The 15,748-nt window shown below is 53.2% G+C and carries 10 protein-coding genes; 3 read left to right on the forward strand and 7 right to left on the reverse strand.

Annotated elements, in window-relative coordinates:
• Positions 1-4: 4 nt before the first annotated feature.
• A complete protein-coding gene (locus ABIB59_RS03530) occupies positions 5-1,240 on the forward strand; it encodes a SulP family inorganic anion transporter (protein WP_354034024.1) in 1,236 nt (411 codons plus the stop codon).
• On the opposite strand, the gene mgtE is transcribed toward ABIB59_RS03530, so the two are convergent.
• The 6 genes from mgtE to ABIB59_RS03560 form a co-directional block, all read right to left on the reverse strand.
• Complete coding sequence (mgtE, locus tag ABIB59_RS03535) at positions 1,203-2,639, reverse strand: magnesium transporter (RefSeq protein ID WP_039079930.1); 1,437 nt, start codon at positions 2,637-2,639, stop codon at positions 1,203-1,205. The two genes, ABIB59_RS03530 and mgtE, sit on opposite strands and share 38 nt — an antisense overlap.
• Before the next feature lie 158 nt (positions 2,640-2,797).
• On the reverse strand, positions 2,798-4,441 hold the full coding sequence (locus ABIB59_RS03540) for a multidrug ABC transporter permease/ATP-binding protein (protein WP_354034026.1): 1,644 nt from the start codon (positions 4,439-4,441) through the stop codon (positions 2,798-2,800).
• A gap of 73 nt (positions 4,442-4,514) precedes the next feature.
• Complete coding sequence (gene alkB, locus ABIB59_RS03545) at positions 4,515-5,165, reverse strand: DNA oxidative demethylase AlkB (RefSeq protein ID WP_354034028.1); 651 nt, start codon at positions 5,163-5,165, stop codon at positions 4,515-4,517.
• Entirely contained in the window at positions 5,165-6,244 is a 1,080-nt protein-coding gene (gene ada / locus ABIB59_RS03550) for a bifunctional DNA-binding transcriptional regulator/O6-methylguanine-DNA methyltransferase Ada (protein ID WP_317077051.1), read from the reverse strand. Before ada ends, alkB begins: the two co-directional genes overlap by 1 nt.
• Before the next feature lie 72 nt (positions 6,245-6,316).
• Entirely contained in the window at positions 6,317-7,360 is a 1,044-nt protein-coding gene (gene apbE, locus ABIB59_RS03555; RefSeq protein ID WP_317077052.1) for an FAD:protein FMN transferase ApbE, read from the reverse strand.
• A 113-nt stretch (positions 7,361-7,473) separates the two neighbouring features.
• Positions 7,474-8,595: a porin OmpC gene (locus ABIB59_RS03560; protein WP_039079925.1), complete on the reverse strand. Its 1,122-nt coding sequence runs from the start codon at positions 8,593-8,595 to the stop codon at positions 7,474-7,476.
• An 843-nt stretch (positions 8,596-9,438) separates the two neighbouring features.
• Here ABIB59_RS03560 and rcsD point away from each other — a divergent pair.
• Together rcsD and rcsB are read left to right on the forward strand one after the other, a co-directional pair.
• Positions 9,439-12,108 carry a phosphotransferase RcsD gene (rcsD, locus tag ABIB59_RS03565; protein ID WP_079496264.1) on the forward strand — a complete coding sequence of 890 codons (2,670 nt, stop codon included), beginning with the start codon at positions 9,439-9,441 and terminating at the stop codon, positions 12,106-12,108.
• Positions 12,109-12,124: 16 nt separating this feature from the next.
• Positions 12,125-12,775, forward strand: coding sequence for a response regulator transcription factor RcsB (gene rcsB / locus ABIB59_RS03570; protein ID WP_039079923.1), 651 nt, complete (start codon positions 12,125-12,127; stop codon positions 12,773-12,775).
• Between the two features lie 34 nt (positions 12,776-12,809).
• Here rcsB and rcsC read toward each other — a convergent pair whose 3' ends face one another.
• On the reverse strand, positions 12,810-15,656 hold the full coding sequence (rcsC, locus tag ABIB59_RS03575) for a two-component system sensor histidine kinase RcsC (RefSeq protein ID WP_110294551.1): 2,847 nt from the start codon (positions 15,654-15,656) through the stop codon (positions 12,810-12,812).
• Positions 15,657-15,748 lie beyond the last annotated feature (92 nt).

A 15,748-nucleotide genomic window follows, 5' to 3' on the forward strand; every position in this document is an offset into this window, starting at 1 on the left:
AGTTATGACTGAAAAATTATTCTCCCCAACGGGTCGGGTTAGCCATGTGCTGCGCTCCCCTCAATTGATAACACGCGAAGCGCTGGCGGGTGTGATTACCGCGCTGGCGTTGATTCCGGAGGTGATCTCCTTCTCGGTGATCGCGGGTGTCGATCCCAAAGTCAGCCTGCTGGCCTCCGTGGTGCTGTGCATCAGCATGTCGTTGCTGGGCGGGCGACCGGCGATGGTAACCGCAGCGGCCGGTTCAGTTGCGCTGGTGATTGGCCCGATGGTGCACCAACACGGCGTGGAATACATTCTGCCCGCTGTCGTGCTTGCAGGCGTTATACAAATTATCTTTGGCTTAACGCGAATGGCGCGTCTGATGCGCTTCGTGCCACAAGCAGTGATGACAGGCTTTGTGAATGCGCTGGGTATTTTGATTTTTTTCGCCCAGGTGCCCCATTTCTGGAGCCGCGAACCGCTGATCCTCGCGCTCTTCGTCCTGACAGTGCTGATTGTCCTGTGGTGGCCACGCTGGGTGAAAAGCGTGCCCGCACCGCTGGTGGCCATCGTGGTGCTGACGTTATTTACCGTCCTCACCGGACAAACGCTACCTACCGTGGGCGACGAAGGTCCTATGCAAGGCGGCCTGCCTGGCTTCACCGAATGGCGGGTACCTTTTAACCTCGCCACCCTCGACATTATCTGGCCCTGCGCGCTCAGTATCGCCTTTGTTGGCCTGTTGGAATCATTGTTGACCGCACGTCTGGTGGATGATTTAACCCATACGCCATCCAGCAAAAGCCGGGAAAGCGCCGGGCTGGGGATCGCCAATATCCTCGCGGGTTTTTACGGCGGTATCGCAGGTTGCGCAATGATTGGGCAGACCATCGTCAATGTGGAAATGGGCAAAGGACGCAGCCGCGTATCCACCATCGTGGCGGGGCTGGTGCTCTTATTGCTGGTGACGGCACTGAGCGAGGTAATGGCGGAAATTCCGATGGTGGTCCTGGCGGGCATTATGACCATTGTCGCCTGTAAAACCTTTAGCTGGCATAGCCTCTATCCGGCAACGCTGCAACGCGCGCCGATTGCCGAAACCGTGGTGATGATCGTCACCGTTGCGGCAACCATCAGTACCGGCAATCTGGCGATTGGCGTACTGGCAGGGATGATTGCGATGGCTCTCCTTCCTGCACGTTTACATAACGCGCGTGGCGCTACAGCAGAAAAATCGTCGCCAGCCCAAGAAAAATAAAAAAGCCCCCGGTATCGGTAATCGCCGTGATCATCACGCTCGAGCCGACCGCCGGGTCACGCCCGAAACGCACCATTGTCATTGGGATAAGCACGCCCATCAATGCCGCCATCAGCAAGTTGAGCACCATCGCCAGCGTCATCACGCCACCCAGCGCAGCATCATCATAGAGTAGCCAGGTAACGGCCCCCATGATCCCTCCCCACACCAGACCATTCACCAACGCCACACCCATTTCACGCAAGACTAAAAAGCGAAAATTGCCCGGCTGAATGGTCTGCAACGCCAGGGCGCGAACAATCATTGTGATGGTCTGATTACCGGTGTTTCCGCCGATACCGGCAACAATAGGCATCAACGCGGCCAGCGCTACCAACTGTGAAATGGTGTGTTCAAAACCGTCAATCACCCGTGAAGCAATAAATGCCGTGCACAGATTAATCGCCAGCCATGCCCAGCGGTTTTTCACCGCACGGGTCACCGGCGCAAAGACATCCTCTTCGGCACTCAGACCGCCCATCTGACGCAAATCGTTGTCAGTCTCTTCGTAGACCACATCCACGATGTCGTCGATGGTAAGGCGGCCAATTAATTTGCCGTCGGTATCGGTAACAGCCGCGCTAATTAAGTCATCGCGTTCAAAGGTATGCGCCGCGTCTTGCGCCTGCTCATCAGGCGAAAAGGTGACCGGATCGTCATTCATCACCTCACCTACCCGGCAGGCACTGCCTTTCAGTAAGATGGTTTGCAGCGCCAGCTCGCCAAGCAGTATGCCGTCACGTCCGGTGACAAAGAGTTTGTCGGTGTTTTCCGGCATTTTGCCCAGCCTGCGTAAATAGCGCTGTACGGTGGCCAGCGTCAAATTCGGACGCACGGTGATCACTTCAAATTCCATGATCGCCGCAACGCAGTCTTTGCCGTAGCGCATCACCTGGCGTACCCGGGCGCGATCGGTTGCCGGCAGTGTTGCCAGCAGACGCCCGGTCAGATTACGCGGCAGATGCTGCACCAGCCAGATTTGGTCGTCGATATCCAGCGTTTGCAATGCATCCAGCAACGCTTTATCACTCATTCCATCAATCAGGTCTTCCCAGACGTTTTCCGACGCTTCCAGCAAGACTTTGCCACGTTTGTCATCTTCTACCAGCCGCCACAGGGCAAGACGCCCGTCGATCGGCAACCCTTCGAGGGTATCGGCTAAATCCGGCGCCGGTAAATGCGCCACCAATGCGTTGACCTCAGCCATGTCACTGCTGAGCTTATCGGCGTCAAACTGTTCCGCCAGAGTTAACTCGCCAAGCAACGTTGCGGTGAGTGATTTTTCGGTGGTGAGAAGCCAGATTAAACGCGCACGTTCCTGATCGCGTAATCTGCTACTGCTTTTTTTGCTGACAGACATTGGACGTTCCCTGCGTAGTAACTCACCTTTATGAGATGAAGGCGTACAGGTCTAAGCATAGCGGCAGGTGATGTAAATATTAATAAGCCGCGCGTACAGATGGGTAAAAGAGAGATATTTTGCTGATTTTCCGGGCGTTTCCGCCCGAAAATTAACCATCAAGCCGTGCGGGCAACCGCATCGCGGGAGGCGAGCTCACGCTCCTCCCCGGTCAGTTCGCTTAATTGACCGTTACGCATTTCCAGCAAACGATCGGCATGGATAAAGTAATGATCATCGTGGCTGATGGCGAAAATGGTTTTCCCCATCCCCTGCATCAGCGGTAACAGCACCTGGTAAAACTCGCGACGGAAGTGTGGATCCTGGTCGGCAGCCCACTCATCAAGCAGCAAAATATCGCGCTCTTCCGCCAGTGCCAGCAGTAGCGCAACTCGCTTTTTCTGCCCTTTCGACAGTTTCAGATCGAGGATTTTGCCATCCTTGAGCTCCAGCTTGTGCGCCATTTTCAGCTTTTGCAGCCAGTGGTCCACCAGCGCCGGATCCGCCTGTTGACCATCCGCGCCCAGCAGTTGATCAAAAAGCCAGACATCGGTAAACACGGCGGAAAACAGCTTGCGATAATCCTCCGGCTTTTCCTTCGCAAGTGGCTTACCGTCCAGCAGAATTTCGCCAGAAACCGGTTCATACAACCCGGTTAACAACATCGCCAGCGTCGATTTACCGCTGCCATTGCCGCCAATCAGGAAGACCAGTTCGCCGCGCCTGAGCGTCAGGTTAATCGGCCCCACGGAAAACGTTTTGTCCTGATAGGTAAAAGTAACATCGCGCAATTCCAGCGTTTCCCAGTTCGGGTAAAGCTGCGGTCGCGGGAAGTCAGGCTGATACGGCGCCAGCGAGAACTGCTTAAGTTTATTGAACGCCACCTGCGCGCTCAATAGTGTCGGCAGCGCGCCAATGGCTGAGAGCAGAGGGGTGCGCAGGAACAAAAGTGTCAATGAGTAGGTCGCCGCGACATTGGTATCCGCCCAGCCCAGACTGTTTGCCATCCAGAACACCAGGCCAATCGCCCCCAACATCATGATATTCGACCAGTTCACCGCGCTCAGGTGGAAAGTGTCAGCACGGATAATGTGGTGGCGATATTCTCGGGCATCCGGCAGATACAGATTGTTATAGACATGCCCGGCACGCTCGCGATTAAGGGTCAGCTCTTTGCGCCCTTCCAGTACGGTCTGAAAGTCGTTGTACAGTTTGTCTTCGGTTTCACGCAGCGTCGCCATATGTTTATAGACACGGGAGACCAGAATAAATCCACCCCAGATAGTCAGTGCCATCCACAGCGCGGTGATGACCAGCATTTTACCGGACAACCAGGCCAGATACGCCGAAGAGCCAATCGTCAGAATAATCCCCTGCACCAGTTCCGGCAGACGCACAAACGCAATGGTAATACTACGCACGTCGCTGGTCAGCCCGGCCAGCAGCGTGGCACTGCCAAGCTTTTCAATACGCTCAACAGGGGTGTCGAGTATGCGCTTGATAAACTCACCGCGCAGGCGATAGACAAAATGGTGGCCGAGGGTGGTTAATGCCAGTTGAGACCCCAGCGTCACCGCCATCAGCAACAGAAGTAAGCCCAGGAACTCCGGCAACACGGCCAGCGACATATCCACCGTTTCAATCAGGCGGAGATTGATAAAGGCAATAAGCCCGATGCCCAGCGCGGCGCTAAGCAGCGTTAGCGCGATAACGGCGATAAAAGGCCAGCGGTACTGCCGCCAGACCAGCAGGAGAAGTTCCATCACAAAACCCGGTCAACCAAAACAGCCAGCAGTTTAAACGGCTGATTGTTTACATCAAGAATAATTCTTATTTTTATTCAATCTTTCTTGCCCGCCGAAAAGTGAGGTTAAAACGGCACTCTCCGGTCGCCGGATGATGCCCCGGTTTAAGCGGTAAAATGCCATGATAAAACAGTCGTGACGCCCCACCCCACACCACCACGTCACCGTGCTCAAGCATTAAACGTTGTATGGGGTCATTGCGTTTAAGGCCACCAAACTGGAACACCGCCGGCAGGCCAAGCGAGACAGAGACGATAGGCGCACGTAAATCCGGTTCGTCTTTATCCTGATGCAACGAGAGTTTCGCACCGGGTACATAACGGTTAATCAGGCAGGCATCCGGTCTGAAATCCGCATAGTCTGCCGCCACCGCCGCATCATGGCAAAGCGTCGCAAAAGCATCAGGGATAGCAGGCCAGGGATTGCCCGTTTGTGGATCAATCCCGGAATAGAGATACCCTCTGGCGTCGGTCGTCCAGCCCACTTCGCCGCAGTTGGTCATCGCCACCGACATGGTGTAGCCGCCGGGCGTTACCATATGACGCAGCGGCGATACCTGCGTTACCGCCTCAATGCCCGCCAGTAAAGCCTGTGCATTTGCCAGCGCAAAACGCCGCAGGACCACCGCGCCAGGGGCGAGAGGTTCTTGCCAGGGTTCTTCATCGGCAAATAAATCGAGCATTATGTCTCCTTCGATTCTGATTCCTGCCGCAGAAGGCGGGCTTTACGCGTCGCCCCCCAACGATAACCGGACAGCCCGCCATCTGAGCGAACCACCCGATGACAAGGCACCACAATGGCAAGCTTGTTCGCCGCACAGGCGCGGGCGACGGCACGCACCGCGCCCGGCTTACCAAGGGTGTTTGCCAGCGACTGATAACTGACGGTTTCTCCCACCGGGATGGCGCGCAGCGCGTTCCAGACCTGGAGCTGAAATGCCGTACCGCGCAAGTCCAGAGGCAGCGTAAAAGGTGACGCCGGATTATCAATGCGCCTCACGACCTCCTCAACCTGTTCAACAAACCTTTCATCTGCCTGCTCGCGTCGGGCGCCGGGGAAGATACTTCGCAGTTCCTCCAGCAGTGCGTCCTCGTTATCAGCCAGCAAAATGGCGCAGATCCCGCGTTCACTTTGCGCCACCAGGCAATGCCCTAAAGAACAATGACTCAGGGCATAGCAGACATTCGTATCGTCACCGCCGCGCCGATACTGGCGCGCCGTCATTCCCAGCGCGGCGTCAGCCTGCCGATAGTAGCTGCTGTTATCGGGAAACCCTGCCGCCAGTACCGCATCGGTGATCGTGGCGCTTTCATTAAGCGCGTTGCGCAGACGCTGCGCACGAAAAGCAAGCTGCCAGGCTTTCGGCGTCATGCCGGTTACGGACTTAAACAGCCGGTGGAAATGCCAGGGGCTCATGGCGACGGCATCCGCCAGGGTTTCCAGGGTCACACTCCCCTCCTGTTCCAGCAAGCGACAGGCCTTTTCCACTTTTGCAATCCGTTGCTGCTGCGGGTCCGCTCTTTCAGGCTGACAGCGTTTGCAGGGGCGAAACCCGGCAGCCTGCGCGGTATCGGCATCGGGGTAAAAACCGACATTCTCGCGCAGGGGCCGGCGTGAACGGCAGGAGGGGCGGCAAAAAATGCCGGTGGTTCGTACCGCGAAGACAAATTGCCCGTCGTGGCTGGCATCACGCGCGCAGACAGCCTGCCAGCATTGTTCATCGGTCAACGGTTGTTGATATAACGTCGTGGATGTTTTCATCTCAGGCTCCTCTTTCAAGCATAGCTTCACTGTGCCCGATAGCCCGGACGAAAAAACCCGCATTCTTGCTGTCTAATTTTTCTCGTTGAGCAGAAACGCAGAAAACTGTGGCGACATCCAGGTGGTAAACTTGTCACCTTCCCGCATGATCATATAGACCGCCAGCCCCTCTTTGCGCACGATATCCTGCGCTTTCGCCGTGCCAAGCACCATCAGGCCGGTATCCCAGGCATCAGCTTCCAGTGCGGTGGGGGCAATCACCGTCACCGAGACCAGATTATGCTCAATGGGGCGGCCGGTCTGCGGGTCAATCACGTGGGAAATGCGTTTACCGTCCAGCTCATAGTAGTTGCGATAGCTGCCAGAGGTGCTGATGCCGTGGCCATTAATATCCACCACCGCCTGCACCGCATTTTCCTGGTCGGTCGGCTTTTGTATCGCTACACGCCAGGGTTGCCCCTGCCCGTTCATACCCCGACTGACCAGCGCTCCCCCCACCGACACCAGATAGCGCGAGATCCCTTCACGCTCCATCAGGCGTGCAAGATGATCGGCGGCATACCCTTCGCCAACGGTCGAGAGGTCGACGAAAAGATCCGGCAGATCTTTTTGCAGATACTGCTGTTGCGCCTCGTTAATGACTTTAAGATGTTGTAACCCGGTACGCGCTTTGGCCGCATCGATTTGCGCCTGATCCGGCACTTTGTTGGGCTGCTTGTCCGGCCCAAAGCCCCATAAATTTACCAGCGGTCCAACCGTGATATCCATTGCCCCCTGTGTGTGGGATCCAACGCGCAATGCGGCGGTGACAATATCAGCCATATCGGCGCTCACCGGCCACGGCGCCAGACTGGCAGAATGGTTAAAGCGCATTAGCGCCGAATCGGGTTTCCACGTTGATAGCGCTTGATCGTCGGCATCAAGCTGCGCCTGAATTTTCTGCGTCAGGCTTTTCGCTTTCTCGGGGCTTAACGCGATGGCGCTCACGCGCCAGAAGGTGCCCATCGTTTTGCCTTCAAGCACCGTGGGGGGTTCCACCTGGGAGGCGGGGTTATCGCATCCGTTTAATAATGCGAGCGCAAGCAGCAGGCCTGCACGCAGAAATGTCGTCGCCATCGTCTTTTCCCTATCCGTTTTGCGCCGCCAGAGTACACCAAATTTAACGAGGGTGAGACGGGGTTCAGCCATAAAAAAAGGGGCCAGAGGGCCCCTTTGTCGAGAATTGCTGCTTAGAACTGGTAAACCAGGCCCAGGGCAACAACGTTGTCGGTGCTGATACCAGCCTGACGAGTGAAGGTGTTGTCATCCAGCAGGTTGATTTTGTAATCAACATAGGTGGACATGTTTTTGTTGAAGTAGTAAGTCGCGCCAACATCAACATATTTCAGCAGATCCTGGTCGCCGAAATCGGTCGTACCGTTGGTAACGTCTTTACCTTTAGACTGCAGGTAAGCAACGGACGGACGCAGACCGAAGTCGAACTGGTATTGAGCAACCACTTCAAAGTTTTGCGCTTTGTTCGCAAAACCATAAACGGTGCTGCTGTTCTGAGAGTTACCGAAACGGGTTGCGTTGTAGGTCTGGGTGTACTGCGCCGCCAGATAGATGTTGTTGGCGTCATATTTCAGACCGCCGCTATAAACGTCTGCATTGTCGCCGCTACCATAAACGCCAGCCGCATTCTGGTCAGCGGTACGTTTAGAGGTAGACATTGCAGCGCCTGCGCTAAAGCCAGCACCCAGATCGTAGGTCAGAGACGCGCCGAAGCCGTCGCCGTTCTGTTTCAGCGTGCTACGACCTGTGCTGTTTTCACCGCTGACGCTGCCGTTTTTGCCCTGATACTGCAGAGCAAAGTTCAGGCCATCAACCAGACCGAAGAAGTCGGTGTTACGGTAAGTTGCAACGCCGTTAGCACGGGATTGCATGAAGTTATCAGCGCCGTAGGTATCCCCACCGAATTCCGGCAGGACGTCGGTCCAGGACGTTACGTCATAGATCACGCCGTAGTTACGACCATAGTCGAAAGAACCCGCATCACCGACACGCAGACCAGCGAATGCCAGACGAGTCCAGGCCTGATCGCTTGAACCTTCAGTGTCGTTTGCCTGAACGTTGTATTCCCACTGACCGTAACCCGTGATCTGGTCGTTTACCTGGGTTTCGCCTTTGAAGCCGAAACGTACGTATGTCTGATCGCCATCAGCGCCTTTATCATCGGAGAAATAATGCAGACCGTCGACTTTTCCGTACAAATCTAATTTGTTGCCGTTTTTATTATAAATTTCCGCTGCATTTGCTGCGCCTGCTACCAGCAGTGCTGGTACCAGGAGGGACAGTACTTTAACTTTCATGTTATTAACCCTCGGTTATATGCGTTTTTATAGCCACTGCTCACTGATCAATCCTATTAATCAGCCTGCAAGTTCATTCTCCTTAAAAATACAGAATAATCCAATAAGAATATGATACGAAAACTTTGAAGATGTTTCATATTGCATTATAGATGTTTCAATTTGTAAATTCAGGGGAACTTTTTTTAGCACAAATAGCTAAATAATAAAGCACAAATAATCAAAATATAATTTAAGATACAATAAAAACAACGAGTTAAGTGATTTACATTTTTTTTAGCACTGAATGCAAAACTAATTTATAAATTCGGCACTAATATAATAATCGCTATCATCATTAACTTTATTTATTACCGTCATTCGATTCTGAATGTCTGTTTACCCCTATTAGGACCGAATGCTTGGCATTCGGTTTTTTTTTACCTTTCTTTACGTAAATAAATTCAATTTGTGCTAGATGAAAGAATTTGTAATGACTATTAATTAAACAATATTCGTGCCAGGTACAGTGCAAAAAGATAATCCATTTTTTATTTTCTTGTTATTTAGTGCGATTTTTCCCAACGAAGCGGTAAATATCTGTACAGAATCGCATGAATTGTACATTTTTTAGCATCTGGTTTAGGCGAGCTTTTTTCGTTCGTCTGCAAGACATTTGCCCGAACGAGAGTCTGGAAATTCATTCATTACCCGATATACTGCCTGCTGTACACAGCTCTGCAACATCACGCCGGCAAGACCGCCGTCATTGCTGGCAGGTTCTTACGGCATGGCAGCAACATTGTCTCAACGCGGATACTGAGTAGTAATCTGCAGTGTTGTCATTACGGGTTACACACACGAATGAGTCGATCGGACACCATGACCCCAGGAAAATTTTCTTTGATACCGGGCAACATCACCCGCTTCTTTCTTCTATTGATCATTGTCCTGCTGGTCACGTTGGGCGTAATGATACAAAGCGCCGTTAATGCCTGGCTAAAAGATAAAAGCTATCAGGTTGTCGATATCACTCACGCAATGCACAAGCGCATTGATACCTGGCGCTACGCTACCTGGCAAATCTACGACAACATCGCGGCAGCGACCTCTGGCAGTTCAAGTGATGGTTTACAGGAAACCCGCCTTAAGCAGGACGTTTACTATCTGGAGAAGCCACGGCGTAAAACAGAAGCGCTGATCTTCGGCTCCCATGACAGTTCGACGCTGGAAATGACGCAGCGAATCTCCACCTATCTGGATACCCTGTGGGGCGCGGAGACCGTTCCCTGGTCGATGTACTACCTCAATGGTCAGGACAACAGCATGATCCTGATCTCTACCCTGCCGTTGAAAGATCTCTCCTCCGGGTTTAAAGAGTCCACAATTGGCAGCATCGTCGATTCACGCCGCGCGGAGATGTTGCAACAAGCTAACGCGCTGGACGAACGCGAGAGCTTCTCTGCCCTGCGTCGCCTTTCCTGGCAGAATGGCCACTATTTCACCCTGCGCACCACATTTAACCAGCCCGGTCATCTGGCGACGGTTGTGGCATTTGACCTGCCGATTAACGACCTAATCCCACCGGATATGTCGTTGGACAGCTTCCGTCTCGATACGGATAACGCGCAAAATAATCTGCGTTCCACCGATAAAGAGAGCACCGACAGCGTCACCATCAATTTCAATAGTTCGAAAATCGAGATTGCCTCTTCGCTCAACTCCACCGGCCTGCGCCTGGTCTGGCAGGTGCCGTTTGGTACGCTGCTGCTGGAGACCTTGCAAAATATTCTGTTGCCGCTGTTATTGAACATTGGTCTGCTGGCGCTGGCGCTGTTTGGCTATACCACGTTCCGCCATCAGCCGGGCCGTCAGAGCGATGGGCTGGCCCCTGCGGGAAACAGTAACGAGCTGCGCGTTATGCGCGCCTTTAATGAAGAGATTGTCTCTCTGTTGCCGTTAGGGTTGCTGGTACATGACCAGGAAGCCAACCGCACCGTGTTGAGCAATAAAATCGCCGATCATTTGCTGCCGCATCTCAACTTGCAAAACATCACCTCTATGGCCGATCAGCATCAGGGGGTGATTCAGGCCACAATCAATAACGAATTGTATGAAATTCGCCAGTTCCGCAGCCAGGTGGCGTCGCGCACGCAAATTTTCATCATCCGCGATCAGGACAGAGAAGTACTGGTGAATAAAAAGCTCAAACAGGCGCAGCGCCTGTATGAGAAAAATCAGCAAGGTCGCGCAGCGTTCATGCAAAACATTGCCGAAGCGCTCAAGCAGCCTGTCAAAGCCCTGGCTGGCGAAGCCGCTGCGTTGAGCGATAAAGAGGGCAACCAGCTTGCTGATCATGCCGAAGCGCTGGCGAGACTGGTGGATGAGATCCAACTGGCCAATATGCTGGAAAACGACACATGGAAAGGACAATCCACGCTGTTTTCCATTCAGGATTTAATTGATGAAGTGGTGCCGCAGGTACTGCCTGTGATTAAGCGCAAGGGACTACAACTGCTCATCAATAACCATCTTCATGCTAAAGAAGAGCGCCACGGCGACCGTGATGCCCTGCTACGTATTTTGCTGCTGTTGATCCAGTACGCCGTGACGACAACGCAGATTGGCAAAATCACCCTTGAAGTGAGCATGGACGAATCAGCGGAAGATCGTCTGACCTTCCGTATCCTGGACACCGGCAACGGGGTAAGTAATAGCGAGATCGACAACCTGCACTTCCCGTTCCTCAATACCACTCAGGGCGATCAGTATGGTAAAGCCAATGCCCTCACCTTCTGGCTGTGCGATCAACTGGCCAGAAAACTCGGTGGTCACTTAAATATTAAAGCACGGGAGGAGCTCGGTACCCGTTATTCACTGCACGTGAAAATGGCAGTGCGCGCTCAACATGAGGAAGCCGAGGAGAAATTACTGGACGATGTGGTCGCCATGATTGATATCACCTCCAGCGAAATCCGCAATATTGTGGTTCGACAGCTCGAAAACTGGGGAGCAAGCTGTATCTCTCCGGATGAAAGGCTGTTAAGTCAAGAATATGACCTGTTTTTAACGGATAATCCGTCTAATCTTACATCCTCGGGCTTGCTTTTAAGCGATGATGAGGTCGGCGTGCGGAAAATTGGCCCCGGACAATTGCGCGTCAACTTTAATATGAGCAATGCAATGCAGGAAGCAATATTGCAGCTTATAGAAGAGCAACTGGCACAGGAAGACGTTATGGAGTCGCCTTTGGGGGGCGATGAAAATGCCGAACTCCATGCCAGCGGTTATTATGCGCTGTTTGTCGACACAGTACCGGATGATGTTAAGAGGTTGTATACTGAATCGGCGACAAGCGATTTCGCTGCACTGGCTCAGACAGCACACCGCCTGAAAGGGGTGTTTGCCATGCTTAATCTGGTTCCTGGTAAGCAGTTATGTGAAACGCTGGAGCATTTAATTCGTGAGAAGGATGTTCCAGGCATAGAAAATTACATCAGCGACATTGACGCTTACGTCAAGAGCTTGCTGTAGCAAGGTAGCCCAATACATGAACAATATGAACGTAATTATTGCCGATGACCACCCGATTGTACTGTTCGGTATTCGCAAATCACTTGAACAGATCGAATGGGTGAATGTAGTCGGTGAATTTGAAGACTCTACAGCACTTATCAATAATCTGCCGAAACTTGAGGCCAATGTTCTTATCACCGATCTGTCAATGCCAGGCGATAAATACGGTGATGGCATCACGCTGATTAAATACATCAAACGCCATTTCCCGAACCTGTCCATCATTGTTCTGACAATGAACAACAACCCGGCCATTCTGAGCGCCGTGCTGGATCTGGATATTGAAGGGATCGTGCTGAAACAGGGCGCACCAACCGACCTGCCTAAGGCGCTGGCTGCATTACAGAAAGGCAAGAAATTTACCCCGGAAAGCGTTTCCCGCCTGCTGGAAAAAATCAGCGCCGGTGGTTATGGCGATAAACGTCTGTCACCGAAAGAGAGTGAAGTATTGCGTCTGTTTGCCGAAGGTTTCCTGGTCACCGAAATCGCCAAGAAACTGAACCGCAGTATCAAGACCATCAGTAGCCAGAAGAAATCTGCCATGATGAAACTGGGTGTTGATAATGATATCGCCCTGCTGAATTACCTCTCCTCGGTCACACTGACCCAGACCGAGAAAGAGTAATACCTGCGACCCCGGCCCCCGCCGGGGTTTGTTTTTATCGCCGCTCTTTTCTTACTCGCGCACTGTAAAGCGCCAGCGTCTGTTTCAGCACATCCAGTGTTACCGGCTTCGACAGGCAGCTATCCATGCCCGACTCAAGACAACGCTGTTTCTCTTCGGCCAGCGCATTCGCCGTCACGCCGATAACCGGCAAGGTCATCCCCAATTCACGGATACGTTGCGTCAGGCGATAACCGTCCATGTTCGGCATGTTAACGTCGCTGAGCACAATATCGATGGGGTTTTTACTCAGGACATTCAGGGCATCTACACCATCGTTCGCCGTTTTGCACTGATACCCCAGCGAACCAAGCTGATCCGCCAGCAGACGGCGGTTGATCGGGTGATCGTCGACCACCAGAATCATCATGTCGTCATTTCGCGCCTCGGCCGCGCCCGGTGGCGGCAGCGCGGTAGTGACTTCCGGCACCACCACCTCAACACGGTGAATTCGCCCAAGGATCGCAATCAGATCATGCGGCGACGCCACGCTAACCAGCCACTCATTTGGCGTACGCTCCAATGGGATACCAATATGGCGACGGCAGAACATGACGGCGGCCCGCCCGCTCCAGGACGCTGGCAGTTCATCATCCGTAATAAAAGTGTCGTTTGCTCCCAGTGGGCGACCATCATAGTGCTGGGCCTGAATACCGTTATGCGCCAGCAAGGTTTCCAGGTAACTGCTAAGAAACGCATTACGTACCGCCAGCCAGCAACAGGTATTGGCAAGGCCATCAACATCCGCAGGCGCAAGCTCAACGGCGTCATACAACGGAATACGGATGGTAAACTGGCTGCCCATACCCGGTTCGGTATCGACGCTAATATCGCCATCCATCATGCTGATCAGTTTTTCGCAAATCGCCAGCCCCAGCCCGGTCCCCTGGAAGTTACGCTGCACGCCAGTGCCCACCTGGAAGAAGGGATCGAACAACCGCACCACTTCTTTGCCTGGGATCCCGACGCCGGTATCGCGTACGCGGATACTCAGATAATGTTCATCCCGGCGGACATGAAGAATAATACAGCCAATATCGGTAAACTTAATGGCGTTGCTGAGCAGGTTGGAGATAACCTGCTGCAGACGCATCGGATCGCCATTCAGCGTGGCAGGCACGTCCGGCTCGATAAAACAGTAAAGGCCGAGCTGTTTACGGACCACCAGCGGCGCATAGTTGGCGGTGATATGACTCATCACCTCGCGCGGGGAGAACTCACGCGGCTCAATTTTGAGTTGCTCAGATTCGATTTTCGAGAAATCGAGAATGTCGCTGATAATTTTTAGCAGCAGACTCGACGAGTTATTCATCGCCGTCACCAGACGGTCGACGCCTTTCGGCAGGTCTTTAGTCTGCAGCAGATCGAGGTTACCAATAATGCCGTACAGCGGCGTACGCAGTTCGTGACTGACGGTTGCCAGGAACATCGATTTTGACTGGCTTGCCTGCTCTGCCGCCTGCGCCATCTCCTGCAGCGATTCTTCCATTTTGACGCGCGCAGACACATCCACCAGTACACAAATCGCCACGTTTTCGTTGCGATAACGGGAATGGACAAAGCTTATCTGCAAATTGGTATTGTTGCTGGTCAGTACATCCACAAAGTTCACCTGCTGCCCGCAGATAATTTGCGTCAGACGTTGCCGATCTTCGTGGGTGAGCATATTCAGGTAGTTATGCGCCAGTTCATTACTCAGAATGTTGGTGCCATCCTGGGTACGTAAAATACAGATCCCCACCGGCGCCGAGGCGACGATTTTACGGTTGAACTGCTCGTGTTCTTCCAGACGCTGGGCGTCCGTTTCCGCCGGAATAAAAATTCGCCGTTCATACATACGTGCGAGGGTAAACAGTGCAACCCCCACAAGGATATTAAGCAGCACCGCATTGAGGATCAGCATGCGAATACGCTCAAGCACCAAGTCCACAGGCACCGAGTAGACGATACTCAGCGGCGATGGCGGCAGGCTCTTTTTGAGGATAAGGTCATGAAAGCCGGAGGTGTAACCAAACCAGGATCGTACCTGCAGCCAGCGCGGATCCGCCTCGATACGATTTTCCGCACCGGTCAGGGAAATCAACGCACGTCCGCTTTCATCAAAGATGGTCACACCCATCGGCAAACTGCCGGGGGTGAAGAAGTTCTCCATCCGAATGGATTGTTCCGTTCCCAGCAACGCCTGCAGACGATTGCCCAGATAAACCGGCGTCAACGCATAAAAATAGCCGACTCCCGGACGCGCCCCCTGGCTCATCCAGTACAGGTTGTTGCCACGTTCATCCTGCGGCGCGTTGCGGTATTTCAGAATACGCTCATGCAGACTTTTCAATGTCTCGTCGCGTTCGACCGGCACATCACGCAGGCCAAAATCCGCCACGCAGAGATTCTCACTCCCAATCAGGAATACGCGATTCAGGTCGTAAGCCGCCGAGAAGTTATCCCGCCAGTAGCGCATAAACCAGGCCAGTGACTCCAGAGAACCACGCCAGGCCGTACCCATTTTCGAGCAGTCAGAATCGGGGAACAGCGGCTGAAAATCAGGTACATCAGTTTTCGCATCCAGCCCACGAGAGGCAAGAATACCGTTTTCTGCCGTCAGACGGTTTTCAGCGATGTATTTCAGCTCTTTCATGACGTCGGAGGTGCGCTGAATATACCGCTGTGCCTGATCGGCACTGAGGTTAAATTCCTGGCGTATTTCCGACTCTTTATCACGCAACGCGTTGACGATGTAGAACACCGAAAAGAGAGCAATCAGCAGCCAAAGCACCAGAGCCAGCGCGCGGAAAAGATAGCGCGAGACTTTCAAAGTGCTACGAAAAGAGACGAGGTATTTCAACCTGGGGAAACTCCGCCATGAGGGTGTAAAAGTGACTGAGGTTAAAGTAGCGGTAAAATGCCGGTGCCGCAATGGCAAAGAGAAAGGGCCGG

Source organism: Citrobacter sp. UYEF32 (assembly GCF_040546205.1).
GTDB classification, from domain to species: Bacteria; Pseudomonadota; Gammaproteobacteria; order Enterobacterales; family Enterobacteriaceae; genus Phytobacter; species Phytobacter diazotrophicus.

Bases quoted from the DNA above. Each gene is read 5' to 3' on its own strand.
- rcsB (WP_039079923.1), top strand. From the start codon at position 12,125: ATGAACAATATGAACGTAATTATTGCCGATGACCACCCGATTGTACTG.
- ada (WP_317077051.1), bottom strand. From the start codon at position 6,244: ATGAAAACATCCACGACGTTATATCAACAACCGTTGACCGATGAACAA.
- mgtE (WP_039079930.1), bottom strand. From the start codon at position 2,639: ATGTCTGTCAGCAAAAAAAGCAGTAGCAGATTACGCGATCAGGAACGT.
- apbE (WP_317077052.1), bottom strand. From the start codon at position 7,360: ATGGCGACGACATTTCTGCGTGCAGGCCTGCTGCTTGCGCTCGCATTA.
- ABIB59_RS03560 (WP_039079925.1), bottom strand. From the start codon at position 8,595: ATGAAAGTTAAAGTACTGTCCCTCCTGGTACCAGCACTGCTGGTAGCA.
- ABIB59_RS03530 (WP_354034024.1), top strand. From the start codon at position 5: ATGACTGAAAAATTATTCTCCCCAACGGGTCGGGTTAGCCATGTGCTG.
- rcsD (WP_079496264.1), top strand. From the start codon at position 9,439: ATGAGTCGATCGGACACCATGACCCCAGGAAAATTTTCTTTGATACCG.
- alkB (WP_354034028.1), bottom strand. From the start codon at position 5,165: ATGCTCGATTTATTTGCCGATGAAGAACCCTGGCAAGAACCTCTCGCC.
- ABIB59_RS03540 (WP_354034026.1), bottom strand. From the start codon at position 4,441: ATGGAACTTCTCCTGCTGGTCTGGCGGCAGTACCGCTGGCCTTTTATC.